The organism is Bradyrhizobium sp. AZCC 1721 (assembly GCF_036924715.1).
Taxonomy (GTDB): Bacteria; Pseudomonadota; Alphaproteobacteria; order Rhizobiales; family Xanthobacteraceae; genus Bradyrhizobium.
Window position 1 is genome coordinate 3,585,584 of sequence record NZ_JAZHSB010000001.1, and the last position, 24,590, is coordinate 3,610,173.

The 24,590-nt window shown below is 62.2% G+C and carries 25 protein-coding genes, 1 tRNA gene and 1 pseudogene; 14 read left to right on the forward strand and 13 right to left on the reverse strand.

The window, feature by feature from the left end; all coding sequences use genetic code 11:
* The first annotated feature begins 75 nt into the window (after positions 1 to 75).
* The 5 genes from V1273_RS17065 to V1273_RS17085 all read left to right on the forward strand — a co-directional run bounded on the left by V1273_RS17065 (position 76) and on the right by V1273_RS17085 (position 2,097).
* Positions 76 to 525 (forward strand): DUF192 domain-containing protein, encoded by a 450-nt coding sequence (locus tag V1273_RS17065; RefSeq protein WP_334384237.1) that lies wholly within the window; start codon positions 76 to 78, stop codon positions 523 to 525.
* A gap of 62 nt (positions 526 to 587) precedes the next feature.
* Positions 588 to 664: transfer RNA gene (locus V1273_RS17070), tRNA-Pro, on the forward strand.
* A 118-nt stretch (positions 665 to 782) separates the two neighbouring features.
* Complete coding sequence (locus V1273_RS17075) at positions 783 to 1,325, forward strand: CAP domain-containing protein (RefSeq protein ID WP_334412227.1); 543 nt, start codon at positions 783 to 785, stop codon at positions 1,323 to 1,325.
* 230 nt (positions 1,326 to 1,555) lie between these two features.
* On the forward strand, positions 1,556 to 1,780 hold the full coding sequence (locus tag V1273_RS17080) for a hypothetical protein (RefSeq protein WP_334368857.1): 225 nt from the start codon (positions 1,556 to 1,558) through the stop codon (positions 1,778 to 1,780).
* 125 nt (positions 1,781 to 1,905) lie between these two features.
* Complete coding sequence (locus tag V1273_RS17085; RefSeq protein ID WP_156433808.1) at positions 1,906 to 2,097, forward strand: hypothetical protein; 192 nt, start codon at positions 1,906 to 1,908, stop codon at positions 2,095 to 2,097.
* Between the two features lie 24 nt (positions 2,098 to 2,121).
* Here V1273_RS17085 and V1273_RS17090 read toward each other — a convergent pair whose 3' ends face one another.
* The 6 genes and pseudogenes from V1273_RS17090 to V1273_RS17115 all read right to left on the reverse strand — a co-directional run bounded on the left by V1273_RS17090 (position 2,122) and on the right by V1273_RS17115 (position 6,089).
* Positions 2,122 to 2,889, reverse strand: a complete 768-nt coding sequence (locus tag V1273_RS17090; RefSeq protein ID WP_334410308.1) for an ABC transporter permease — start codon at positions 2,887 to 2,889, stop codon at positions 2,122 to 2,124.
* A complete protein-coding gene (locus V1273_RS17095; protein WP_334382293.1) occupies positions 2,886 to 3,650 on the reverse strand; it encodes an ABC transporter permease in 765 nt (254 codons plus the stop codon). Before V1273_RS17095 ends, V1273_RS17090 begins: the two co-directional genes overlap by 4 nt.
* Positions 3,647 to 4,450 carry an ABC transporter ATP-binding protein gene (locus V1273_RS17100; protein ID WP_334368862.1) on the reverse strand — a complete coding sequence of 268 codons (804 nt, stop codon included), beginning with the start codon at positions 4,448 to 4,450 and terminating at the stop codon, positions 3,647 to 3,649. The genes V1273_RS17095 and V1273_RS17100 overlap by 4 nt, the downstream gene beginning before the upstream one ends.
* Positions 4,451 to 4,454: 4 nt before the next feature.
* Entirely contained in the window at positions 4,455 to 4,874 is a 420-nt protein-coding gene (locus tag V1273_RS17105) for an FCD domain-containing protein (RefSeq protein ID WP_334410309.1), read from the reverse strand.
* Positions 4,875 to 4,980: 106 nt separating this feature from the next.
* Positions 4,981 to 5,154 (reverse strand): annotated as a pseudogene (locus V1273_RS17110) (GntR family transcriptional regulator); the annotation flags it as partial.
* Positions 5,155 to 5,165: 11 nt separating this feature from the next.
* Positions 5,166 to 6,089 carry an ABC transporter substrate-binding protein gene (locus V1273_RS17115; protein WP_334368865.1) on the reverse strand — a complete coding sequence of 308 codons (924 nt, stop codon included), beginning with the start codon at positions 6,087 to 6,089 and terminating at the stop codon, positions 5,166 to 5,168.
* 87 nt (positions 6,090 to 6,176) lie between these two features.
* Here V1273_RS17115 and V1273_RS17120 point away from each other — a divergent pair, with 87 nt between their 5' ends.
* From V1273_RS17120 to V1273_RS17135, 4 genes are all read left to right on the forward strand, one after another.
* Positions 6,177 to 7,160: a fumarylacetoacetate hydrolase family protein gene (locus V1273_RS17120; protein ID WP_334410310.1), complete on the forward strand. Its 984-nt coding sequence runs from the start codon at positions 6,177 to 6,179 to the stop codon at positions 7,158 to 7,160.
* A 48-nt stretch (positions 7,161 to 7,208) separates the two neighbouring features.
* Positions 7,209 to 7,985 carry a cyclase family protein gene (locus V1273_RS17125; RefSeq protein ID WP_334410311.1) on the forward strand — a complete coding sequence of 259 codons (777 nt, stop codon included), beginning with the start codon at positions 7,209 to 7,211 and terminating at the stop codon, positions 7,983 to 7,985.
* Between the two features lie 129 nt (positions 7,986 to 8,114).
* Positions 8,115 to 9,122: an amidohydrolase family protein gene (locus V1273_RS17130; protein ID WP_334410312.1), complete on the forward strand. Its 1,008-nt coding sequence runs from the start codon at positions 8,115 to 8,117 to the stop codon at positions 9,120 to 9,122.
* Positions 9,123 to 9,852: 730 nt separating this feature from the next.
* Positions 9,853 to 11,664, forward strand: coding sequence for a carbamoyltransferase family protein (locus tag V1273_RS17135; RefSeq protein WP_334410313.1), 1,812 nt, complete (start codon positions 9,853 to 9,855; stop codon positions 11,662 to 11,664).
* Between the two features lie 31 nt (positions 11,665 to 11,695).
* Here the strand turns inward: V1273_RS17135 and V1273_RS17140 are convergent, their stop codons facing one another.
* On the reverse strand, positions 11,696 to 12,841 hold the full coding sequence (locus V1273_RS17140; protein WP_334368872.1) for an OpgC domain-containing protein: 1,146 nt from the start codon (positions 12,839 to 12,841) through the stop codon (positions 11,696 to 11,698).
* Between the two features lie 222 nt (positions 12,842 to 13,063).
* On the opposite strand from V1273_RS17140, the gene V1273_RS17145 reads away from it, so the two are divergent.
* The gene (locus V1273_RS17145) at positions 13,064 to 13,369 is read left to right on the forward strand and encodes an ETC complex I subunit (protein ID WP_334410314.1); all 306 of its coding nucleotides are present in this window, start codon (positions 13,064 to 13,066) and stop codon (positions 13,367 to 13,369) included.
* Between the two features lie 56 nt (positions 13,370 to 13,425).
* On the opposite strand, the gene V1273_RS17150 is transcribed toward V1273_RS17145, so the two are convergent.
* Both V1273_RS17150 and V1273_RS17155 read right to left on the reverse strand, forming a co-directional pair.
* Entirely contained in the window at positions 13,426 to 13,923 is a 498-nt protein-coding gene (locus tag V1273_RS17150; RefSeq protein WP_334410315.1) for an Lrp/AsnC family transcriptional regulator, read from the reverse strand.
* A 7-nt stretch (positions 13,924 to 13,930) separates the two neighbouring features.
* Complete coding sequence (locus V1273_RS17155) at positions 13,931 to 14,599, reverse strand: TetR/AcrR family transcriptional regulator (protein ID WP_334382287.1); 669 nt, start codon at positions 14,597 to 14,599, stop codon at positions 13,931 to 13,933.
* A 184-nt stretch (positions 14,600 to 14,783) separates the two neighbouring features.
* On the opposite strand from V1273_RS17155, the gene V1273_RS17160 reads away from it, so the two are divergent.
* The 4 genes from V1273_RS17160 (at position 14,784) to V1273_RS17175 (ending at position 20,591) form a co-directional block, all read left to right on the forward strand.
* Positions 14,784 to 15,956, forward strand: coding sequence for an isovaleryl-CoA dehydrogenase (locus V1273_RS17160; protein WP_334382286.1), 1,173 nt, complete (start codon positions 14,784 to 14,786; stop codon positions 15,954 to 15,956).
* Positions 15,957 to 16,069: 113 nt separating this feature from the next.
* On the forward strand, positions 16,070 to 17,674 hold the full coding sequence (locus V1273_RS17165) for a carboxyl transferase domain-containing protein (protein ID WP_334382285.1): 1,605 nt from the start codon (positions 16,070 to 16,072) through the stop codon (positions 17,672 to 17,674).
* A 2-nt stretch (positions 17,675 to 17,676) separates the two neighbouring features.
* Complete coding sequence (locus tag V1273_RS17170) at positions 17,677 to 19,686, forward strand: acetyl/propionyl/methylcrotonyl-CoA carboxylase subunit alpha (protein ID WP_334382284.1); 2,010 nt, start codon at positions 17,677 to 17,679, stop codon at positions 19,684 to 19,686.
* Positions 19,683 to 20,591: a hydroxymethylglutaryl-CoA lyase gene (locus V1273_RS17175; protein WP_334382283.1), complete on the forward strand. Its 909-nt coding sequence runs from the start codon at positions 19,683 to 19,685 to the stop codon at positions 20,589 to 20,591. Before V1273_RS17170 ends, V1273_RS17175 begins: the two co-directional genes overlap by 4 nt.
* Before the next feature lie 5 nt (positions 20,592 to 20,596).
* Here the strand turns inward: V1273_RS17175 and V1273_RS17180 are convergent, their stop codons facing one another.
* The 4 genes from V1273_RS17180 to V1273_RS17195 all read right to left on the reverse strand — a co-directional run bounded on the left by V1273_RS17180 (position 20,597) and on the right by V1273_RS17195 (position 24,474).
* On the reverse strand, positions 20,597 to 21,523 hold the full coding sequence (locus V1273_RS17180; protein ID WP_334382282.1) for a dihydrodipicolinate synthase family protein: 927 nt from the start codon (positions 21,521 to 21,523) through the stop codon (positions 20,597 to 20,599).
* 76 nt (positions 21,524 to 21,599) lie between these two features.
* Positions 21,600 to 22,583, reverse strand: a complete 984-nt coding sequence (locus V1273_RS17185) for a TRAP transporter substrate-binding protein (RefSeq protein ID WP_334382281.1) — start codon at positions 22,581 to 22,583, stop codon at positions 21,600 to 21,602.
* 26 nt (positions 22,584 to 22,609) lie between these two features.
* Positions 22,610 to 23,875, reverse strand: a complete 1,266-nt coding sequence (locus tag V1273_RS17190) for a TRAP transporter large permease (protein ID WP_334368886.1) — start codon at positions 23,873 to 23,875, stop codon at positions 22,610 to 22,612.
* Positions 23,875 to 24,474, reverse strand: coding sequence for a TRAP transporter small permease (locus V1273_RS17195; RefSeq protein WP_334410316.1), 600 nt, complete (start codon positions 24,472 to 24,474; stop codon positions 23,875 to 23,877). The genes V1273_RS17190 and V1273_RS17195 overlap by 1 nt, the downstream gene beginning before the upstream one ends.
* Positions 24,475 to 24,590: the final 116 nt, after the last annotated feature.

Sequence of the window (24,590 nt, forward strand, 5' to 3'; positions counted from 1 at the left end):
CCTGGGATATCCGGCGTGAGTGCTTTGATGAATTTCGCTTTGATGGTTGCGCGGCTTCGCATCCCGGACCGCCTCATGACGTCGCTGGCCGCTGCGTCTGCTGTGCTCTTTATTCTCTGCGCCGATCCTGCCGCGCAGGCCGCGAGCGTTCAGCCGCTCGAGATCGCCACCAAGTCAGGCGTACGCGTGTTCCTGGTCGAGATGGCGACGACGGAGGAGGAGAAGACTCAGGGGCTGATGCACCGAAAAGAACTCCCGGACGGCAAAGGCATGCTGTTCGATTTCTCGCCGGAGCAGCAGATATCGATGTGGATGAAGAACACCTACATTCCGCTCGACATGATCTTCATCCGCGCCGACGGCCGCATCCTGCGAATCGCTGAGAACACCGAGCCGCTCTCCACCAAGATCATCTCCTCGGGCGGGCTTGCCAGGGGGGTCCTGGAAGTGATTGCCGGCACGGCGCAAAAGTATGGAATTCAGCCAGGCGACAGGGTGGCGCATCCGCTGTTCAGCAAGCGCTGACCGGCTTCCATCGCCTTGATGGCTGCGGATTTAGCGTGTATCGAGCATTTCCAGCGTCGGATCGGGGTATAGCGCAGCCTGGTAGCGCGGCAGTTTTGGGTACTGCAGGTCGTTGGTTCGAATCCAGCTGCCCCGACCAATAAAATCAATGACTTGCGACGTCTTTTTCGGATTGAATCTTCCCAGCACAATTGGGGAGGGGCAGGGGAACAATTGTGGCTGGTAGGAAGACAGTCATTCTGGTGCGGCAGGCCCTTCTGCTGGGGCTGGTGATTTGTTTTGTCGCCGCAGGGAGCCGGCAGGCGGCGGCCAATCCCGCGCAGATGATTTCCGATTTTCGGCTAAAGCACGGGCAGAAGCGCGTAACCCTGGATGCGACTCTTACACGGATAGCACACGATCAAGCTCAGGCGATGGCCGCAAAGGACCAACTGGATCACGATGTCCTTGGCCGGTTCAATACGCGTGTCGGCCCGGCGGGCGCAGGTCGGGCCGCAGAGAACATTGCGTACGGCTACGACGGTTTTCCCAAGACCCTCGACCAGTGGATCAATTCGTCCGGGCACCGGAAGAACCTCCTGTTGCCCGGCGCGACGCGCGTAGGTGTTGCCAGCGTGAAAAGCGCGCGGACCGGTCGTACGTACTGGGCCATGGTGATCGCAGGCGACTATGAGCGTCCCAAGGCGCCGAAGAGTGCGCCAAAGAGTTCGCCGAAGGATTCAAAGCAGGCAAACGCTGCGAAGTCCAAATCGCGCGCGGCTGAGGCTTGTCGACTGAAGATTCTCGGCCTCTGCATTTAGAGTTGAAACCGAGATATCGGAGTGGCTGCTTTCGCGGCGCGCTCAGTGATGGCTTATCCGAGGCGTGACGGACGACGTTGTCGATAACGCCTACGCGTGCGCGCGACCTTTCGATACTGCAGTTTCGCTTTCATGACTTGTGACACCGCCACTTGTGACTCCGCAGCGAATTCGTGGCTTGCAATTTCGTTCCTGTTATGTTCTCGTTGGTCGTTGTTTGGAGGTGACCAATGGATGTCGAGAAGCAACGGGAAATCATCCGGCTCTGGAATCGCATGCGTCGGGTCGAAGGCCCGCTCGCGGAGGAAATCCGCATTCAGATCCTTGAGTGCTTTGCGCAGCCGGATTCGCCGAGCGAGCGCATGAACGAGCGGCGCGCGGTGCTGGGTCGCGTGCCGGTTCGGACCGCGCAACTGTATCGCATTGGCGAACGCAACAATAACGCAACGCTCTGACGGCTTTCGTGTCCTGGCGAGGTTGATTCGACGGCCGTCAAGATTGACGAAATCGATCCGCGGTGCATGTTGCGTGCATGTTGTCGCGTGTGCGCAATCATTTCCGAGATGCGAAGTTCGCCCGCATGAGCAGCGGGACGTACTGCATCATTCGCGATCTCGGGCTGGTCAAGGGCGGCAAAGGAATGCGGCACCATGAGGTGCTCGTCACCTTCAGTCTCCGGGCGTTGTGGCGCTGGGTCGGACGGGGTTGGCGGCGCCTTATGACGGCGTCGAAGAAGCCGGAGGTTTCGGCTCGGCCTGTCGCAGATACGTAGCCGCAACTGCTCGGCTGCCGGCGATCATCGCCGCGCTGCCTGCCACGCCAGCAGTCTGCGCTCCGCCAGCGACATCGCCACCGACGTCACGTAACCGGTGATGCCAAGCAGAATGACACCTGCGAACAGGTCAGCCGAGCGGAACGCGCGGGCTGACAGCAGAACCCAATGGCCGAGGCCGTCGAGGCCGGCCAGGATTTCGCAGACCACCGACAGGATCAGCGCCACCGTCAAGCTGAGGCGCATGCCGGCGAGGATGTCGGGGCTGGCGGAGGGCAGCGCAATCTTGAAGATCACCGCGAGCCGCGACATCTGCAGCGACCGGGCGACCTCATAGAGCCGCGGCTCGACCGCCGCAAAACCGTGGATGGTCGCCAACATGATCGGCCAGATTGCGCCGAAGGCGATCACGAACAGCGCCATCGCCTGGGTTAGCCCAAGCATCGCGATCGCCACCGGAATGATCGCCGAGACCGGCAGCGGCCGTAGAAACTCCAGCGACGGCGCGACATAGGTCCGCATCGGGCGCGACGATCCGATGATCGCGCCGATCGCGATGCCGGCAATGGAGGCGGCCAGCCAGCCATAGGCCATGTGTTCGAGCGTGCCGGCAAGCTTGCTCCAGAGATCACCGGAGGAAAACCCGCGCACCAGCGCAGCCCAGGCCCGGTCCGGTCCCGGCAGGAACACCGGCGAGACCAGTTTTAGATTGGCGATCAATTGCCAGAGCGCAATGAATCCGGCCGCGACCGCAAAGCTTGCCACACGCCAGAGGAGGGCCGCGCGGTTCATGCGCTGTCTCCGCTCAACGCGGCGCGTCCGAACAGGTGGTTCTGGGCGACCGTCAAGAGGACGTTCAGCGCGTAGCCGATCATGCCGATCCAGACCAGGTAGGCCAGCATGAGGTCGGGACGCAGCGCCTGCTGCGCCAGCATGATCCCGGCCCCGAGGCCGAGCGGGTTGATCGCGATTTCGACCGTCACGGCGACGATCAGCGCGATGCCGGCCGACAGGCGGAACGCGACGAAGATCCGCGGCAGCGCTGCCGGGATGATGATCTTCCAGACCCGCTGTGCCGGCGACAGCCGCAGAGCCCGCGCCACCTCCATCAACCGCGGCTCGATGCTGCGCACCGCCGCGCGCGACAAGATCAGAACCGGCCAGACGCAGGCGAACGCCACGATCACGATTTCCATGCGGTAGCCGAAGCCAAGCGCGATCAGCGCGATCGGCAGCAGCGCAATCGAGGGAATCGGCCTGATGGCCTCGACCGTTACTTCCATCAGTCGATCGAGCGTATCTGAAATCCCGAAGGCGATGCCGAACGCCAAGCCGATGGTGGTGCCGATCGCAAGGCCTGCGAAAGCTGAAAACAGCGTGTCGCGCGTCGCCGCCAGGATCGAGAGATCGGCGAAGGCGCCGAACAGCGCCATTACGATCTCGCTCGGCGGCGCAAGGCTGTCGCTCTGCAGATGGGTGGCGCGTGCCCAGACTTCGAACGCCACCAGCACGGCGAGCGGCAGCACGAGCGCCTTGGCGGAATTCGCCGTCACTGCTCGGTGGCCTTGATGAAATCGAACAATTGCCGCCGCAGCCGCAGGAATTCCGGATGCTCGCGGGTCGACAATTGATCGCGCGGGCGCGGCAGGTTGACCGAAAGCTCGATGCCGATCCGTCCCGGATGCGGCAGCAGGCCAATGACGCGGTCGCCAAGATAGATGGCTTCGTCGAGGTCGTGGGTCACGAAGATCACGGTAGCGCCGCTGGCTGCCACCAGCGATAACACCTCGTCCTGCAATCCCTGGCGCGTCATCGCATCCAGCGCGCCAAACGGCTCGTCCATCAGAAGCGTCTTCGGCTCCTGCGCCAGGCAGCGGGCGATCTGCAGGCGCTGCTGCATTCCGCCTGACATTTCTGACGGGTATTTGCCGGCATGGCCGGGCAGGCCGACCGTGCGCAAAAGTTCCTCGATGCGGGCAGGGCGCTCGGCTGACGGCATGCCGCCCGCTTCCAGCGCCAGTGAGACATTGCCCGCTGCGGTGCGCCACGGCAGCAGCGCCTTGCCATAATCCTGGAACACGATCGCGATCTCGCGACGCGGCTCGCGCATCGGCTGGCCGTCGAAATTCACCTTGCCGCTGGTCGGTTGGTACAGACCGGCCGCCAGCCGCAGCGCCGTGGTCTTGCCGCAACCGGAGGCGCCGACGATGCAGAGGAATTCGCCGGGCTGTACGCCCAGGCTCAGATTCTCGATGATGGTCTTGCCGCCGAGGACGAGTGTGACGCCGTCAAATGTGATCTGGGGCGTGGCAGTGCCGGATACGGCTTCGAGGCGTTTTGCGGCGCTTGCCATGATGTCAGCTCTCGTTGCCTGGGGGATAGACGAAATCCATGGTCGAACGCAGATGCGCCGATAGCATCGCTTGAGACCCCTGAATGTCGCGGCCGATCACGCGGTCGGCGAGCAATTGATGCGCGCGCACGAATTTCTTGCCGCTATCGACGGAGCGCATCATCACGCGACGGTAGCGATAGGCCTGGTCGTAGAGATCGGAATGGGCCGTCAGCAAACGCTTCGAGCCGCACGCCGCCAGCAAGGCGGTGTGAAAGCCCTTGTGCAGCCGGTCGAAATCCTCTGCGCCCTCGCGGAATTCATCGCCGGTCCGCTCGATGTGGCGGCGCATCTGGTGCAGCGCGCTGACGATGCCAGCCTCCCAGGCATCGTCGCCATGGGTGATCGCCAGCCTGATGGCCTCGATCTCGATCGCCGTGCGCATCGTGGTGATGTCGAGCAGATCTTCGCGACTGACGTCGGCGACGCGGAAAACCGCGCTGCCCGGTGCCCACGATCAGCCCCCGCGACATCAGCCGTGACAGGCCCTCGCGCAAGGGGGTGGCGCCGATCTCGTAGCGCTGCACGAGGTCGACGATGCCGAGCCGCGATCCCGGCGGCAGATGACCGGCAAGAATGTCCTGCTCGACCAGCGTGGCCGCGCGCTCGCTCAAGGTAGCGGCCTCAGTCACCGGTCGGCTCGATTGGCGCTCAGAGGCCGGCATCGCGAAATCCTTTACTTCAGGACCAGCTTTGAGGTGTCGAGCTTGGATTGCAGCATCTTCTGTGACGACATCACCTCGATCCACCAAGAGAGCTGCTCCGGCTTCAGTACCGGTTCGGAGCGGTTCGGCGGCGTCGCCTTGACCAGTTCGATCGGCTGCTTGGTGAACTTGGCAATCGAGTTCGACGCCTTTTCGCGGTCATTGTTGACGATCTCGGCGGATTCGGCGAGCGCATCGCGAAATTTCTTGACTGCCGCGGCGTTCTTTTCCGCCCATTCGCGCGAGGCCGCGTAGAAGATGATCGGATCGGTGCGCGCCAGTTCGACCGCATAGCGCGCCCCGACCGAACCAAGGCCGGCATTGGTCATCCGCGTCACCAGCGGCTCAGCGGTCAGCACGGCGTCGACGCCGCCGGACTTGATGATATCGGCCATCGTCGGAAAGGTGACCTCGACGAAATTGACACTCTTGGGATCGACGCCTTTCTCCACCAGCCATTTCACGAACAGCACATGCAGGAAGGCGTTTAGCCCCGGCGCACCGACTTTTTTGCCGATGAAATCCTTCGGCTCCTTGATGGTGATGCCGTTGCGGACGAAGGCGGTGATGTTGCCGTTCGACACCGGGCTCATGATGGTAGCACCCGCAATAGCGACGAGATCGAGCCCACCGTCGACGGCCTGCAAAAACACCGTCGAGGTCGGCCCGCCAATCTGGATCGAATTCGACAGGATCGCCGCTGGGATGTTCGAGTTGATGCCGATCGGCGTCATCTCGACCTCGAGCCCGTGTTTTCTAAAAATGCCCTCGTCGATCGCGATCATTGCCGAGGCGCAATCCGAGGTCGCCGTGCAGCCGACCTGGATCTTGGCTTGCGCAAAGGCGGTACCGGTCAGCGCCACGCTGACGGCAAGGGCGGCTAGCGCCTTTTTCACAGTGTTCTCCCCACTACACATTTTTCTGTCTTGTTTATCGATATTTTTTTTGATCATATATTTCACCGAAAAACAAGAGGGCGTCAGGTGAAACTCGCAACAATAAAGTCGGGCGGTCAGGAAAAGGTCGCCATCGTGCATAGCGGCGACAGGCTGCTCTTTGATCTCGCAGCGGCGGCCAGCCGCAACGGAGGTGCCAATCCTGCCTTCGCTTCGATGCTGGCGCTGATCGATGCCGGTGACGCCGCGATCGAACAGGCGGCAAAGGTGTTCGACAAGCACGGCAAGGACGAGAGCTTGTCCATGAAGATCGAGGCGGCCGAAATTCTCGCGCCGGTCCCCGAGCCGCGGCAGATGCGGGACGGCATGTCGTTCCCGCTGCATATCCTGCAGGCGCCGCGCGGGCAGCTCAAGCTGGCCGCACGCGCCAAGGGCGACATGGCCGAGCTGGCGCAGATCGAGGCCGAGCCGCTCGGCGAACTGCCAGAGGTCTATCGCAAGCAGCCGATCTACTACTTCACCAACCGCTTCAGCGTGCGCGGCACCAACACCACCGTGAAATGGCCGCGCTACAGCCAGGTAATGGACTATGAGCTCGAATTCGGCATCATCACCAGGAACAAGGGCGCCAACATCTCCGCCGCCAAGGCCCAAGACCACATCTTTGGCTATACGATCTTCAACGACTTTTCCGCGCGCGATGCCCAGCGCATTGAAATGGAGGGACGGCTAGGCCCGGCAAAGGGCAAGAGTTTCGACGGCGGCAACGTGATGGGCCCGTGGATCGTGACGCCAGACGAGATCGGCGATCCCTACAAGTTGAAGATGGAAGCGCGCGTCAACGGCGAGACGCGCTCGCAAGGGGTGACCGAGGGCATGCTATTCTCGTTCGAGGAGATCATCGCCCATGTCAGCAAGGACGAGACCCTGATGCCCGGCGAATTCATCGGATCCGGCACCGTCGGCAATGGATGCGGGCTCGAACTCGGCTGGTATCTCGAACATGGCGATACGATCGAACTCGAAGTCGAAAAGATCGGCATATTGAAGAACCGGGTCGAGCGGCAATAGCCGTTTGCGACCACGCTCCACAAAAAGAACATCCAGCGAGGAACCGCCATGGCGCGCAGATTGATCGACATTTCCGTCCCCCTGCAAAACGACGTGCCGGCCGATCCGCCCGGCAACCACCCGACCATCCAGTACATTGATCACCAGCAGGGGCTGCCGCGCATGCTGCAGTTCTTCGAAGGGTTGAAGGCGGAAGATCTGCCGGACGGCCAAGGCTGGGCCGTGGAGCAGGTATCGCTCTCCACCCACAACGGCACGCATCTGGATGCGCCCTGGCATTTCCATCCCACCATGAACCGCGGCGAGCGTTCATGGACCATCGACGAGGTGCCGCTGGAATGGTGCTTCCAGCCGGGTGTGAAGCTCGACTTCCGGCATTTGCCGGATGGCTACGTCGCGACCGCCAAGGATGTCGAAGCGGAATTGAAGCGCATCGGCCATACGCTGTCGCCCCTTGAGATCGTCGTGGTCAATACCAGCGCCGGCGCCAAATACGGGCAGCAGGACTACGTCACCTCCGGCTGCGGCATGGGCTACGAGGCGACGATGTATCTGTTGGAGCGCGGCGTGCGCCTGACCGGCATCGACGGCTGGAGCTGGGATGCGCCGTTCGTCTACACCGCGAAGAAATATGCCGAGACGAAGGACGCCAGCCTGATCTGGGAAGGCCACAAGGCCGGCCGCCACATCGGCTATTGCCACCTCGAGAAGCTGCACAATCTCGAGCAATTGCCGTCGACCGGATTCATGGTGTCGTGCTTCCCGGTGAAGATCGAGCGCGCATCTGCAGGCTGGACCCGGGCGGTCGCCATTCTCGACGGTTGAAGGCTGCACGCAACAACAACAAGATCGGGGAGAGAACGAATGACGGATTTGCGCACGGCCCCGCTGCGGGGATGCTTCTGCTGTGGTCACTTAAATCAGTCATTCGCCGCACCAAGCCGGCGTGGCTTTATGCTCGGTGCCGGCGCGCTGGCGATGACGACGGCGGTCGGTGGTGGCCGGGTGGGGGCACAAACCGCCGACGCAAAGCCGTTCCGGATCGACGTTCACCATCATCTCTCGCCGCCAACCTACGTGACCGCGTCGAACGACAGCGGCTTCGGCGATCCCTTGATGAAGAACTGGACGATCGAGAAATCGCTCGCCGATATGGACAAGGCCGGCATCGCCACTGCGATGCTGTCCGTGACTACGCCCGCGGTCAATTTCACCAAGGGCGATACGGCACGAAGGCTCTGCCGCGAGTCGAACGAATATGCCGCTAAGCTGGTCGCGGATTATCCCGGGCGGTTCGGCAATTTCGCAATGCTGCCGCTCGCCGACGCCGAAGGCAGCCTGCGCGAACTCACTTATGCGCTCGACACGCTCAAGGCCGACGGCATTGCCTTGATGACGAGCTACGGCGACAAATGGCTCGGAGATCCGTTGTTCTTGCCGGTCATGGAGGAGCTCAATCGCCGCAAGGCGCTGGTCTACACCCATCCCACCGCGGCCAATTGTTGCGTGAACCTGGCGCCGACGCAGCCGCCCGTCATGATCGAGTTCGGCACCGACACGACGCGCACGATCGCCGACATCGTCTTCTCCGGCAACGCGCGGCGGTTTCCCGAAATCCGATGGATATTCTCCCACGCCGGCGGAACGATGCCGTTCCTGATCGAGCGCTTCGTCCGGCATCCGCTGCTGGCGCCGAAGGCGAAGGAGACGGTGCCCGACGGCACGCTCACCGAGCTCAAGCGCTTCTTCTACGACACCGCGCAAACATCCAACCGTGGTGCGATGTCGGCGCTGGCGGCGATCATTCCTCCGTCGCAGATCGTGTTCGGGACCGATTTCCCGTACCGGACCGGCATCGATCATGTGAAGGGGCTGCGCGAGGCGGGTGTGTTCACGGAGGAGCAGATGGCGGCGATCGAGCGGGGGAATGCGCTCAAGCTGCTTCCCCGGCTTGCAAGTTAAGCCGGGCGCGGACGGCGCTCTCTGTGCGCGGAAGCAATCGGCCAAAGAAAAAGGCGTGCCGTTTGGCACGCCTGATTCCGTTAACGATCCCGTCTGACGCGACGGCGATCGGCCTATCACCACCTGCAGACGCGGGCGCCGTAGGCGTTCCACCAGCATCGCGGGCCAGGGCGTACAACAACGGGCCCACCATAGAAGCCTCGGCCGCGATAGAAGCCACGACCGCCGCGATAGAAGCCACGGCCGCCATAATAGCCTCTGCCTCTGCCGCGGTACGCCTGTGCGGACGTGGTTGTTCCGCCCACCAGAATCGCAGACGTGCTGGCCACGTAGACGAACAACAAAGCCAGCGCTGCAAGACAGCGGGTCAGGATATTGTAGCGTTTAGCCATTCGAGAATCTCCCGGTCACTTCCGAAACACCTGCACTTCGGCACTATCTCACGTAGACGCGCGAGAATGCTTTCAGTTCAGATGCACTAAGACAATATTTTTACTAAGGTTCTTGCGGGCTTTCCGGACTTTATTGAGAAGGGAAGGTAAGGTCAAGTTACGGTGGTTTTGCTGCGGATTCCTGCGGCGCGCATTCATCTTCCTGAATGTTGGATGAACACTTAGGATTGTGCGCTGCAGAACTTCGATTGAAAAAATCTGCAAGGCCACGCCAAGAACTTGATGTCGACACGATCTCCATTTTTCAGCGCAAGACGATCCTCTCCTGACGAGTACCCATGCCAAAAAAACACACTTATGTCCTTGGTCTGAACACCTATGACCATGATGTCAGCGCCTGCCTGTTGCGCGACGGCGCCATTGCGTTTGCGATCGCCAAGGAGCGGATCACGCGGGCCAAGCACGCATCGGGCTTCTACAAAGAAGTGATCGATTATTGTCTCGAAGCCGAAGGCATTGCGCTCGACGACGTCGATCTGGTGGTGCGCAATTGCTACATCCTGCCGGTCCCGGAAATGGAAGAGCGGCTGGTCTATTTCGACGCGCCGGGCTTCCTGCCGGAATTCGAGCGCGACGAGGCAGCCAAGCATCCGCTGTATCTGAAACATTCGGACAAGGTGGTCACGATCTCTCATCATCTCGCGCACGCCTACAGCGCGTTCGCGGTGTCGCCGTTCGAGGATGGCGTCGTGATGATCGTCGATGGCGTCGGCAGCTATCGCTCCGACGTCATGGAATCATTTCCCGCCAGCGACCCGGCAACAGCGCTGGCACGAGAATCCGAAAGTTATTACAGGTTCAATGGGACGACCCTCGAGTGCCTGAAGAAGGTCTGGATGGAGCCGGATCGCGGCTTCCTCAGCGACGAATTCTACACCATGCCCGGGCTCGGCGCGCTCTACAGCCGCGCCTCGACCTACATCTTTGGCGACTGGAACAAGTGCGGCGAGCTGATGGGACTGGCGCCCTATGGCCGCCGCGACCAGGTCAAGCATCTGCTCGAACTGCACGACGGCAAGCTGCACGTGCCGCACTGGACCGCCGACTTCAAGCAGCCTTACGTGTTCGAACCCGGCAGCAACTGGGAGAAACACCCTGCGATGCGGCACTGGGAAGACCTGGCCTGGCGCACGCAGGACGATACCGAGAACGTGCTGCTGGCCCGCGCCCGCTGGTTGCGCGAAACCACCGGCGCGAAGAACCTCTGTATGGCCGGCGGCGTTGCACTGAATTGCGTGGCGAATGGGCGCGTCGCCCGCGAAGCCGGTTTCGAGAACGTCTGGATTCAGCCTGCCGCGGGCGATGACGGGATTGCGATCGGCTGCGCCTATTACGGCTGGCTCGAAATCCTGAAGCAGCGCCGCGCCTTCGTGATGGATCACGCCTATGTCGGCAGGCGCTACAGCGACCAGGATGCCGCCAAGGAGTTACAGAAGTTTCTGGTGCGGATCCAGGTCGACGCCGTCAGGAGCGACAATGTCTGCCGCGACACCGCCAAACTGCTCGCCGATCAGAAGGTGATCGGCTGGTTTCAGGACCGCTCGGAATTCGGGCCGCGCGCGCTCGGCAACCGCAGCCTGCTGGCCGATCCACGCAAGCCCGAGATGAAGGACATCCTCAACAGCCGCGTGAAGCACCGGCAGGCGTTCCGGCCGTTCGCGCCGATCGTGCTGTCCGAGCGCATGAAGGATATTTTTGAAGGCAAGGAAGACTCGCCCTTCATGCTGATCGCCAAGCCGGTTCGCCCTGAATGGCGCGACAAGATCCCGGCGATCGTGCATGTCGATGGCACTGCACGCGTCCAGACCGTGCGCGAAGAAACCAATCCGATGCTCTACCGCCTGCTGAAGGAATTCGAGGCCTTGACCGGCGTTCCCGTGCTGATCAACACCTCATTCAACATCAAGGGCGAGCCCATCGTGGAAGCGCCGCAGGACGCCGTGAACTGCTTTCTGACTACGGGCGTCGATCATCTGGTGATCCACGACACGATCGTATCGAAGAACGCGATGCACAAGGTGGTGGCGCCGCTAGTCAATATCTACACCGACGTGCGGACGTTGGTGGCATCGACCGCGCAGCCGGCCTGAACCCGCCTGCCGGAGACCAGCCGAGAGCCGCTCAGGCGGCCTTCGGCGCCGCCGGCTTCAGCGGCTTGTCCTGCCGCTTTGACCAGGAAATGTAGTAGGCGACGATGGTCATGATCGCGATGCCGGTCACGCTGACGAAGATCTGCGCGAACAGCGAGCCCGAGCTCATCGACAGTTCGAAATGCCCGACGAACGACAGGAACACGCCGACGCAGAATACGGCGAGCGACTGCTGGCCGCAGACCACCAGCGGATCGAAAATCCTCCACTCCAGCCCCGGCCATTCCTTCGGCACGAAGCGGATGATCAGGATCACGATCGCCACGAAGTGCAGGAAGCGATACGGCGCGAGGTTGGTCTTGTCGTTAGGATTGAACGTCGAATACAGCCACTGCGGGAACATTTCGCCGAAAGTCGGGAATCGGCCGGCCATGGTCATGATCAGGGCGAAGATCAGATAGCCGATGCACAGATACAGCGTGATAGGCGCGTTGATGATCGCGAGGTTGTTGCGGGCGCCGCCTAGCGCGCACCATGCGCCGAATACGAACAGCACCTGCCAGGCGAACGGATTGAAGTACCAGGTACCCTGCGGGTAGGCGGGCAGGTTCCAGCCGGTCTGCCGCGACACCAGCCACAGCACGATTGCCGCCACCATGGTCCAGTTGGGCTGGCGCAGCATGATCCATAGCACCGGCGGGAACAGACCCATTAGCACGATGTAGAGCGGCAGCACGTCGAGATTGACCGGCTTGAACTTCAGGAACAGTCCCTGCCGTAGGGTTTCGGTGGCGTTGTCGATCAGGCCGACCACATTGAAGTCGTTGACCAGTTGGGAATCGCCGAAGCGCAGGGCGAGATAGCTGATCGAGGCGATATAGATCACGAACAGGATGATGTGGGCGACATAAAGCTGCCAGACACGTTTGGTCAGCCGGGTGGCGCCGACAATGAAGCCGCGCTCGAGCATCATCCGGGCATAGACGAATGAGGCGGTATAGCCGGAAATGAAGACGAACAGGTCGGCGGCGTCGCTAAACCCGTAATTGCGGGTGGTGATCCAGTTCACGACATTGTCTGGAATATGGTCCAGATAGATCGCCCAGTTCGCGACTCCGCGAAACAGGTCGAGCCGGAGGTCGCGTCCTTTTTCTGGCAGGGTGGCGTTGATTTTCATGGGTGCCGCTTCGTGATGCTTTCGGGAAGATCGTGCCGCAAGACCGGGTCCTGGGCGCCGGATAGCCCTGGATTGTCACATTACGGCATAATGACTATACCGGCACGGAAATGGTACATCCGGGTTTCCGGAATCACCGATCAAATTCATGAAAGGTGTCTCTATACTATCCCGGCCGTTTCCACCAAACGCTTCCATATCGCTTGAGGACCCGACCATCCAATGACCGCCCGCATTTTCAAGCCTGCCAAGAACGCGATGCAATCGGGAAGGGCCCAGACCCAGGAATGGCAGCTCGATTACGAGCCCGAGCAGCCGCAGGCGATCGAGCCGCTGATGGGCTGGACCTCATCCTCTGACATGAAGCAGCAGCTCACCTTGCGCTTCGACACCAAGGAAGACGCGATCGCCTATTGCGAGCGCAAGGGCATCGCCTACCAGGTGATCGAGCCCAAGGATTCGGTGCGCCGGCCGGCCGCTTACGCCGACAATTTCGCCTTCAAGCGCGTCGAGCCCTGGACCCACTGAGAGAGCCCGGCCGGCACGCTTTCCGGTCGCGCGACGCGAGGGCGTTATGGACAGGACTACTGTGCCGGGTTAGATGCCGCCGGACTTGGGGATATCGGCAGCGGCGCATCCTTGGCGACGCCAAGCACCGGGAAGGTCCTAATGTTGCGGACCTCGGGCATCGCTGAAAATTGCAGAAGCTGCTGGTGCATGCCCTCGACGTTTCGCGCCACGCATTTGAGCAGATAATCGGCGTCGCCCGAAATGCGCCAGCTCTGCTGGACCAGCGGTATTGCCGCGATCGATTTTTCGAACGCCTGCAACGTCGCCTGAGCCTGGCTCTGCAACTGAATCAATACGTAGGAAATAACCTCATAACCAAGGAGCTTTTCGTCGAGCGTGGCTCGGATAGCACTGACATAGCCGCGCTCGCGCAAGGACCGAACGCGCCGCCGGCACGGAGGCTCCGACAGGCCGACTCTATCAGCCAGCTCATTGTTGCGGATGCGTCCGTCCTTCTGCAACTCGGACAGGATTTTTAGGTCGAATTCGTCGAGGGGTTGACGTTCCGTCATCGGCACCTCATCCGCCCTCCGGCCTGCCGCGAGCCGTGACATCAGGGGAGGGCGCGCGCTTGGTTTGCGCCCGGTCAACCGTCGCGCCAGGAGCGACGCCGGATAGTACCAGCTTCTCATGGGCGGCGACGATCGCCTCCTTGGTGAGCCGCCCGCCGGGCCGGTACCAGGCAGTGAGGCCGGTCAGGAGCGACAGGATCGCAAACGTCGCCACCTGGATGTCAACGACCTCGAACTCGCCTTCCGCGACACCCTCGGTGAGAATTTCCGCAAGCCGCCGCTCATAGGCGCCGCGCAGCGCCACGATCTCCTCGTAGTTCTTCTGCTCCAGGCTTCGCAGCTCGGAATTGGCGATGAAGACCTCGCGCTTCTTGGTCATGTGGTAGCTGACGTGAAAGGCGACGAAGGCGCGGAGCTTGTCGGCCGGCCCCTGTTTCCCCTGCAGGGCGCGATCGAGCTGGCGCAGCAGCTCGTTGATGTGGTCCCGTACCAGCACGAACAGCAATTCCTGCTTGGTCGAGATGTGATTGTAGAGCGAGCCCGACTGGATCCCGACTTCGGCCGCAAGCTGGCGCAGGCTCATCGCCGCGTAGCCGTGCTCGAAGATCAGGCGCAGCCCGGCTTTGCGGATCGCCTCCATCGTCTTGGGGCCGTGTGAGCCGATCGTCCGCGCCATTTGGCCTCTGAGAGTGGAGGGCGTTCGCCGCCCTTGAAACGAGCAAGCGGCCGTATAATTCTGGCACGAAAAGATAGTAATTTCAATTTTCTGCGGCGTTCATTTGAGCCTCAATATGTCCCACTTGCGAGGATAGTAAAAAAACGTATGATCGTTTAATTCGAAGATATGCAAGGGTGGAACGATGGCCTCAAACAGGGCGCTGCTTCTCAACTTCGACCTCGGCGAGACTGCGGACGCAATTCGCGAGACCGTGCATGCGTTTTCGCAAAACGAAATCGCCCCGCGCGCCGCCGAGATCGACCGCAGCAATCAGTTCCCACGCGATCTCTGGCCCAGGATCGGCGCGCTCGGCCTGCACGGCATCACGGTGGAAGAGGAATATGGCGGCGCGGGTCTCGGTTATCTTGAGCACTGCATCGCACTGGAAGAAATGTCGCGGGCATCAGCCTCCGTCGGCCTGTCCTACGGCGCCCATTCCAACCTCTGCGTCAACCAGATCCGCCGCAACGGCAGTGATGCACAGAAGCGCAAATACCTGCCGAAGCTCATCTCGGGCGAGCATGTCGGCTCGCTCGCGATGTCGGAGCCGGGTGCTGGCTCGGACGTGGTCTCGATGAAGACCCGCGCCGAAAAGAAGGGCGACCGCTTCGTGCTGAACGGCAACAAGATGTGGATCACCAACGGCCCTGAGGCGGACACGCTGGTGGTCTACGCCAAGACTGATCCTAACGCCGGCCCGCGCGGCATCACCGCCTTCCTCATCGAAAAGGGCATGAAGGGCTTTTCCACGGCGCAGAAACTCGACAAGCTCGGCATGCGCGGCTCCGACACCTGCGAACTGCTGTTTGAGGATTGCGAGGTGCCGGAAGAGAATGTGCTCAGCGAGGTCGGCCGTGGCGCCAATGTGTTGATGAGCGGCCTCGACTATGAGCGCGCGGTGCTGGCGGCGGGGCCGATCGGCATCATGCAGGCCTGCATGGACGTGGTGCTGCCCTACGTGCACGAGCGCAAGCAGTTCGGTGAGCCGATCGGCAGCTTCCAGCTGGTGCAGGGCAAGATAGCCGACATGTACACCACGATGAACGCCTCGCGCGCCTACGTGTACGCCGTGGCAAAAGCCTGCGACCGCGGCGAGACCACGCGCGAGGACGCCGCCGGTGCGATCCTCTACGCCGCGGAGAAGGCGACGCAATGCGCGCTCGACGCCATCCAGCTCCTCGGCGGCAACGGCTATATCAACGACTACCCGACCGGGCGGCTGTTGCGCGACGCCAAACTCTACGAGATTGGCGCCGGCACCAGCGAAATCCGCCGCATGCTGATCGGCCGGGAGCTGTTCGAAAAGACGGCTTGAACTTCACATCGAGGCAAAGATGATACAGGCTGTCATATCTTCCTCGAACGTTACGTTCCGGCCGTCCTGAAGCCGTTCCAACGGCTCCCTCGCATCCAAAGAAAACGCCGATCATGCCGCTTCATTCCACCATCGATCCTGCATCCTCCGAGTTTGCCCGCAATGCCGATGTGATGCGGGGTCTCGTGGCCGAACTGCGCGAGAAGCTCAAGGTGGTCGCCGGCGGTGGCGGCGAGGTGTCGCGTAAGCGGCATACATCGAGGGGCAAGATGCTGGCGCGCGAACGCGTCGACCTGCTGGTCGATCCCGGCACGGCGTTTCTCGAACTATCGCCGCTCGCAGCCCACGGGCTCTATGGCGGCGACGTCCATTCTGCGAGCGTCATTACCGGGGTGGGACGTATTTCGGGCCGTGAATGCGTGATCGTCGCCAACGACGCCACCATCAAGGGCGGCACCTACTATCCGATGACGGTGAAGAAGCATCTGCGCGCGCAGGATATCGCGCGCCAGAACAATTTGCCCTGCGTCTACATGGTCGATTCCGGCGGCGCCTTCCTGCCGATGCAAGACGAGATCTTTCCGGACGAGCGGCATTTCGGCCGCATCTTCTACAACCAGGCGCAGATGTCCTCGCAGGGCATCCCGCAGATCGCGATCGTGATGGGCTCGTGCACCGCGGGCGGCGCCTATGTGCCGGCGATGTCGGACGAGAGCATCATCGTGCGCAATCAGGGCACCATCTTCCTCGGCGGTCCGCCGTTGGTGAAGGCCGCGACCGGCGAGGTGGTATCCGCCGAAGAGCTCGGCGGCGCCGACGTGCATTCCCGCCACTCCGGCGTCACCGATCACTATGCGCAGAATGATGCACATGCGATCGGAATCGCCCGGCGCATCGTCGCCATGCTGAAGCCGCCGACGCGCGCGGTGCTGAACATGCGCGAGCCGCGGGAGCCGCTGTTTCCCGCCGAGGAAATCTACGGCGTCGTCCCCGCCGACGGCAGAAAACCGTTCGACGTGCACGATATCATCGCGCGGATCGTCGACGGCTCGGAGTTCGACGAGTTCAAGAAGCTCTACGGCGCGACGCTGATTTGCGGCTTCGCCCATATCTGGGGTTATCCGGTCGGCATCATCGCCAACAATGGCATCCTGTTCAGCGAGAGTTCGCTGAAGGGCGCGCACTTCATCGAGCTGTGCTGCCAGCGCAATATTCCACTGGTGTTTTTGCAGAACATCACCGGCTTCATGGTGGGCAAGAAATACGAGGCCGGTGGCATCGCGCGCGATGGCGCCAAGCTGGTGACGGCGGTCGCGACCGCCGGCGTGCCGAAATTCACTGTCGTGATCGGCGGCTCCTATGGCGCCGGAAATTACGGCATGTCTGGCCGCGCCTATTCTCCGCGTTTCCTCTGGATGTGGCCAAACGCGCGTATTTCGGTAATGGGCGGTGAACAGGCCTCCATGGTGCTGAGCCAGGTCCGCCGCGACAATATCGAGGCGAAGGGCGAAAGCTGGTCGGCCGAGGAAGAGGACAAGTTCCGCGCACCGATCCGTGCCCAGTATGAAAGCCAGGGCAATCCCTATTACGCCACCGCGCGGCTGTGGGATGATGGCGTGATCGATCCCGCCGACACCCGCCTGGTGCTGGGCCTTGGGCTGTCCGCCGCGGCCAACGCGCCGATTGAACCCACGAAATTCGGCCTGTTCAGGATGTGATGATGGACCGCTCGAAACTTTACCGGCGTTTTCGCACCCTCCTGATCGCCAACCGCGGCGAGATTGCCTGCCGTGTGATCCGTTCCGCCCGCGCCATGGGCCTGCGCACTGTCGCCGTCTACTCCGAGGCCGACCGCGACGCCATGCACGTCGCCATGGCCGACGAGGCCGTGCTGCTTGGACCGGCCCGGGCGCGAGACAGCTATCTCAACGTCGAGCGCGTGATCGAAGCGGCGCGCCAGACCGGCGCCGAGGCGGTGCATCCCGGCTACGGTTTTCTGTCTGAAAATGCCGAATTCGCGCAGGCCTGCCTGAATGCCGGGCTGGTGTTCGTGGGCCCCACGGCCGAGATGATGACGGCGATGGGCTCGAAGTCCGGCTCGAAAGCGCTGATGGAAAAGGCTGGCGTGCCATTGGTGCCCGGCTATCACGGCGAGGCCCAGGACGAGGCGACGCTTGCGAAGGCCGCCGAGAAGATCGGATTCCCCGTGCTGGTCAAGGCTTCCGCCGGCGGCGGTGGGCGGGGCATGCGCGTGGTCAATTCGGCCGGCGAGCTTGCGGCGGCGATCGTCAGCGCCAAACGCGAAGCGAAGGCTGCGTTCGGCGACGATCGCATGCTGATCGAGAAATTCGTGCAAAACCCCCGGCACATCGAGGTGCAGATCATCGGCGACAGCCACGGCAATCTGCTCTCGCTCTGGGAGCGCGAATGCACGCTGCAGCGGCGGCACCAGAAGGTGATCGAGGAGGCGCCGTCGCCGACGCTGGACGCCAAGCAACGCGAAACAGTCTGCGCGGCTGCGCGCAAGGCGGCTGCCGCGGTCAATTATGTCGGCGCCGGCACCATCGAATTCGTCTCCGACGGCAAGGAGGTGTTCTTCATCGAAATGAACACCCGCCTGCAGGTCGAGCATCCCGTGACCGAACTCATCACCGGCGTCGACCTCGTCGAATGGCAGTTGCGGGTGGCGTTCGGCGAAACGCTGCCGTTGGCGCAGAACGAGATCAAGCTGAACGGACACGCCATCGAGGCGCGGGTCTATGCCGAGAATCCGCAGAAGAATTTTATGCCGTCGGTCGGTCGGATCAGGACCTGGCGCACGCCTGAGGCGGTCGACGGCCTGCGGATCGATGCAGGCTACCGCAGCGGCGATGCGGTGTCGCCATACTACGATGCCATGCTTGCCAAGGTCATCGCATGGGCGCCGACCCGGCAGGCGGCGATCGAGCGGCTGAACCGTGGGCTGGAAGAGACCGACGTCCGCGGCATCGTCACCAACATTGCGTTCCTGTCCGCGCTGGTGACGCACCCGCAGGTGCGCGCCAATACCATCGACACCGGCTTCATCGAGCGCGAACTGAAGAAGCTGACGGAATCGTCGGGAACGGCAGGGGACCTCGAGCTTTGTGCCGCGGTAGCGGCAATTGTTGTCGATGAGCAGAACGCCGCGCGAAAGCAAGCGCATTCACCCTGGCAGACGTTTGGCTGGATGCCGGTCGGCCAGCGAAAGCGGGTGTTCTCCTTCCGTCAGGGGCAGGGCACCGAACACGGGGTGACGCTGCACTATGGCAATGGTGCATCGAAACTGACCATCGGCAAGCATGAGTTCGTTTTCGCGACGTCGCCCGCGGAAGAAGGCAGCTTCGATCTGACGATCGAGGGCATAAAATCGCGCGTCACGGCCGTGATCGAAGGCCACGAGCTTTACCTCCGCACCCGGAACGGCCGCTTCGATCTGCATTGGGTCGATCCGTTCGGCGGCGAGACGGAGGAACTGGTCGGCGAGGACAAGATCGTGGCGCCGCTGCCGGGGACCGTGGTGGCACTGCTGGCCGAGGAAGGCGCGACGCTCGAGAAGGGCGCGGCGATCCTGACGCTGGAAGTCATGAAGATGGAGCAGACCCTGCGTGCGCCGTTTGCGGGCGTGTTGAAGAAAATCAGGTGCAAGGTCGGCGATATCGTCGGCGAAGGCGTCGAGCTCGCCGAAATCGAACCGGCGGCTGTGTCATGAGCGAAGGCGTTCACATTGTCGAGGTCGGCCCGCGCGACGGGCTGCAGAACGAGAAGACGCCGATCAGCGTCGCCGACCGGATCGCGTTCATTGAGGCATTGATCGGCGCGGGCCTCCACACCGTCGAGGTCGGCGCCTTCGTCTCTCCAAAGGCGATCCCGCAGATGGTCGGATCGGCCGAGGTGTTGCGGGGCGTCAACCACCATACGAATTGCGAACTGCCGGTATTGGTGCCGAACGAGAAGGGCTACGAGGCTTCTCAGGCCGCCGGCGCCAAACTGATCGCGGTATTCGCTGCGGCGTCGGAAAGCTTTTCCCGCGCCAACATCAATTGTTCGATCGCGGAATCGATCGAACGCTTCAAGCCGGTGCTCGCCCGCGCGAGGGCCGATGGCGTCCGGGTGCGCGGCTACATCTCCACTGTGCTCGGCTGTCCCTATGAGGGCGAGATCAAGCCGCAGGCGGTGGTCGATGTCGCAAAGGTGTTGTGGGATCTCGGCTGTTACGAAATCTCGCTCGGCGACACCATCGGCGTCGGCACGCCCTCGAAGGCGCGGCAGCTATTGCGCGCGGTCGCCGGCCATGTGCCGATGGCCAATCTGGCGATGCATTTCCACGATACCTATGGCCAGGCACTCGCCAATCTCTACGCCGGGATGGAAGAGGGCTGCCGCGTGATCGACTCCGCCGCCGGCGGTCTTGGCGGATGTCCCTACGCCCCCGGCGCGACGGGAAATGTCGCAACCGAGGATGTGGTCTACATGCTCGAAGGCATAGGCATTGCGACCGGCGTCGATATGGCAAAGCTGGTCGCTGCAACCAATGTCGTCAGTGGGCTGATCGGCCGCCCGCCGGTCAGCCGCGTTGCTGCGGCGCTGAACGCGAAGGCGCGGGCCGCCAAGTAGGCCGCTTACGCGGCCTTTAGGCCGACGTTCGGCAGCACCGGCCGGTTCTTGAGCGCTTTCGCCATCATCGCTTCGACCTCTGCTTTCTCGTGCGGCAGCAGCGCCAGCCGCGGCGGACGGGTCAGCGCGGTGCCGCGGCCCATGATGTGCTCGCAAAGCTTGATGCACTGGACGAGGTCCGGACGGGCATCGAGGTGCAATAGCGGCATGAACCATTCGTACAGCGGCATCGCCTCGGCATAGCGCCCCGCCTTGGCGAGGCGGAACAAGGTCTCGCCCTCGCGCGGGAAAGCGTTCGACATGCCGGAGACCCAGCCGACCGCGCCCATGGCGACGCTCTCGACGATGACGTCGTCGAGGCCAGCAAACAGGACGAAACGGTCACCAACCATGTTGCGGGTGTCGATGAAGCGCCGTGTGTCGCCGGAGGAGTCCTTGAAGCAGACGACGGTCTCGACGTCGGCGAGCGAGGCCAGAATGTCCGGCGTGACGTCGTTCTTGTAGATCGGCGGATTGTTGTAGAGCATCACCGGCAGGTCGGTCGCCGTGGCGACCGCGCGGAAATGTGCGGCAGTCTCGTGCGGTTTGGACGAATAGACCAGCGCCGGCATCACCATCACGCCGTCGATGCCGACGCGCGCCGCTTCCTTGGCGGTTTCGACGGCGAAGGCGGTCGTGAACTCGGCGATGCCGCACAGCACGGGCACGCGACCCGCTGCGACGGATTTCGCGGCTTCCATGATCGCGACCTTCTCCTTGCGCTCCAGCGAAGTGTTCTCGCCGACGGATCCGCAGACGATCAATCCGGAAACGCCGTCGCGGATCAGGCCGTCCATGACCTTGGCGGTCGCATCGATATTGAGCGACAGGTCGTCATTGAATTGCGTGGTGACCGCCGGGAAGACGCCTTCCCAGGAAATGCGTGGGCTCATTTGTTTAGCTCCATTGGAATTGTTGCGGCGGACTGATGAATCCGCCGGGCTTTGGCTTGAAAACGATGGGATGGGATCAGAGCGTCGCGCCGACTTTGCGCAACTCGGCAAGGACCGGGGCCTTGGGCAGCCAGACCTTGTCGAATTCGGCAATGACCGCTTCGGTATCCCCGGCCGGGACCTGACGGATCGGGATCGGCGCGTTCTTAAAGTTCTCGATCAGCTTGGGCTCATTGCCGGCCAATTCATCGATCTGCGCATCGAGCGTCGATTTGACGGTCTTGGTGATCAGCTCGCGGTCGGCCGCCGGCAGCGATTGCCAGACGCGGCCGGAGACGATCGCTGCCATCGGCATGAAGACGGCATTCATCTGCAGGATGACTTTCGACACCTTGTCGAAGCGCTGGTTCCAGGAGAACTCCAAGTCCGCCTCGAGGCCGTCGACCTGGCCGTTCGCCATGGCGTCAAACACCTGCGGCGTCGGGATCGGCGTCGGCGCCGCGCCCAGAGACGAATAGAAATCGCGATAGACCGGCGTCGGGTTGATGCGCAGCTTCATGCCCTTGATATCGGCCAAGGTCGTCAGGTCCTTCGACGAGAAGATGGCGCGCATGCCGGTGATGCCCCAGCCGAGGCCAATCGTGCCGGTTTCCTGCGGCAGCACCTCGAACAGCTTGATCGCGGCCGGATGGCGAACGAATTTGGCGACCGACGGCGTCGAGCGCACGATGTAGGGCGCGTTGATCGCAGCGATATGCGGCACGCGCGAGCCGAGCTCGGCGGCCTGGATGAAGCCCATATCGAGCGCGCCGGACTGCAATTGCTGCATCATCGCCGGTTCATTGCCGAGTTGGCCGGAGTGAAACACCGTCATGGTCAGGCGGCCGTTGGTAGCAGCCTTGAGGTCGTCGCCGAGTTTCAGCGCCGCCTTGTTCCAGGAATGACCATTGGGCGTGATCAGGCCGAGGCGGAATTCCTTGGCTTGCGCTAGCGCCAACGACGGCGCGAACAGTGGCACGGCCGCGCTGGCGGCAAGGAAGCGGCGACGTGAAAGCGACATGACAATGCTCCTTGAGGGGTTTGGACCTACTTGATGAGGACGAGGGAGAGGGAGGGATAGAGCGAGAGCAGCACCAGCAGGATGCAGGAGATGCCGAACAGCGGCAGCGTCACCATGAACATCTTGCCGGGCTTGGCGCCGGTTACGGCTGCCGCCACGAAGAAGCAAAGACCGACCGGGGGCGACAGCAATCCAAGCACCAGGTTGATCACCACGACGACGCCGAACTGGCGTGGGTCGATGTGATAGATCTCGGTCGCGACCGGCAGCAGAATCGGCACCGTCATGATCAGGCCGGGAATGCCGTCGATCACCGTTCCGATCACCAGCAGGATCACGTTGCAAAGCAGCATGAAGCTGACGGGATCCTTGGCGACCGACTGGATCCATGCGGCGGTCTCCTGCGGCACCTTGCCGAACACCAGCACCCAGGAGAACACGGCGGCCGCCGCGACCAGGAACAGTACGATGGCCGAGTAGACGCCTGCGCGCAGCATCATCTGTGGGAGCTGCGAAAACCTGAACTCCTTGGTCCAGAATTTTCCGACGAGAGCGGCGGCTACCGCGCCGACGGCCGCGGACTCCGTCGCGTTGGCGAGCCCGCCGAGAATGCTGCCGACGATCACGATCGGAATCAGCAGCGTCGGCGATGTCCGCAGGATCGTCGCCAGCCGCTGCCGCGGTGTCTGATAATCGGCCTTGGGATAGTTGTAGACGTATCCCATCAGTGCGATGGCGATGCAGAACATCGCGGTCAGGATCACGCCGGGCACGATGCCGGCAATCAGCATGTCGCTGACCGATACCTGCGCCAGCACGCTGTAGACGACGAACATCACCGAGGGTGGAATGATCGGCCCGAGCATGCCGCCATAGGCGGTCAAGCCGGCCGCGAAGGTCTTGTCGTAGCCCTTCTTTTCCATCTCCGGCACCATGATCTGCGCCATGATCGCGACCTGTGCGGTCGCAGATCCCAGGATGGAGGAGATGAACATGTTGGCGAGAATGTTGACGTAGGCGAGCCCGCCCTTCAGCGAGCCGACAAAGGCCATCGCCATGTCGACGATGCGCCGGGTAATGCCGCCGCCGTTCATGATTTCGCCGATCAGGATGAACAGCGGGATGGCGATCAGGCCGTAGCTGTCGACCCCGCCGAAGAGCTGCAGCGGGTAGGATTGAAACAGCACCGGATTGCCTGACGCGATGATGAAGACGAGCCCGGCCAGGCAGAGGCAAAGGCCGATCGGTACCCCGACCAACATGATCGCGATGAAGGCGGCTGACGTGATCACTAGTTGACCCCGTCGAGTTCTGAGAGTTGAAAACCCTTCGGCGGCGTCCGTGGCACCAGTTCGAGATCTTCGAGCAGGTTTGCCACGCCGTGAATGGTCATGGAGACTGCGAAGATCGGCAGCGTCAAATAGAGCACCCAGGTCGGCCAGTTCAGCGTTTGGGTGCGCTCGGTGTAGAGGAAGTTGAATGTCTCGGCGGCGAGCTTGCGCGCGTCGAAGCCGGCGCGGGCAAGCCCGATCGGATCCATCCAGAGGAAGCAGGTGATGATCAGCGCCACGCCGAACACGACGACCATGCCGGTCGCGATGACCTTCGCGAACTTCTGATGCCGCGCCGAGAGGCGCTCGGTCATCATGGTGACGGCGAAGTCGAGCCTGAGCCGCGTCATCGCGGAGGCGCCGATGAAGGTCAGCCAGACCACGCAATAGACCGCGGATTCATCGATCCAGTAGATCGGGAAGTGCGAATAGCGGGTGACGACATTCACCAGGATCAGCGCCGTCAGCAGATACATCAGCCCCATCAGGGCGATGCGCTCGAAAGCGAGCAGCAGACTCGAAGCCCTGACGACGATTCCCCGGGTGCTGAACGCTGGCATGTCCGCAATTGCCTGCTCGATCATAAAGAGCCCCGCTGCCCGTCAAGATTTCTCGTGCCATCCGAAATTGTATAATTTATACAATGTTGTCAAATGGAGATTATGGACGCCTCGGC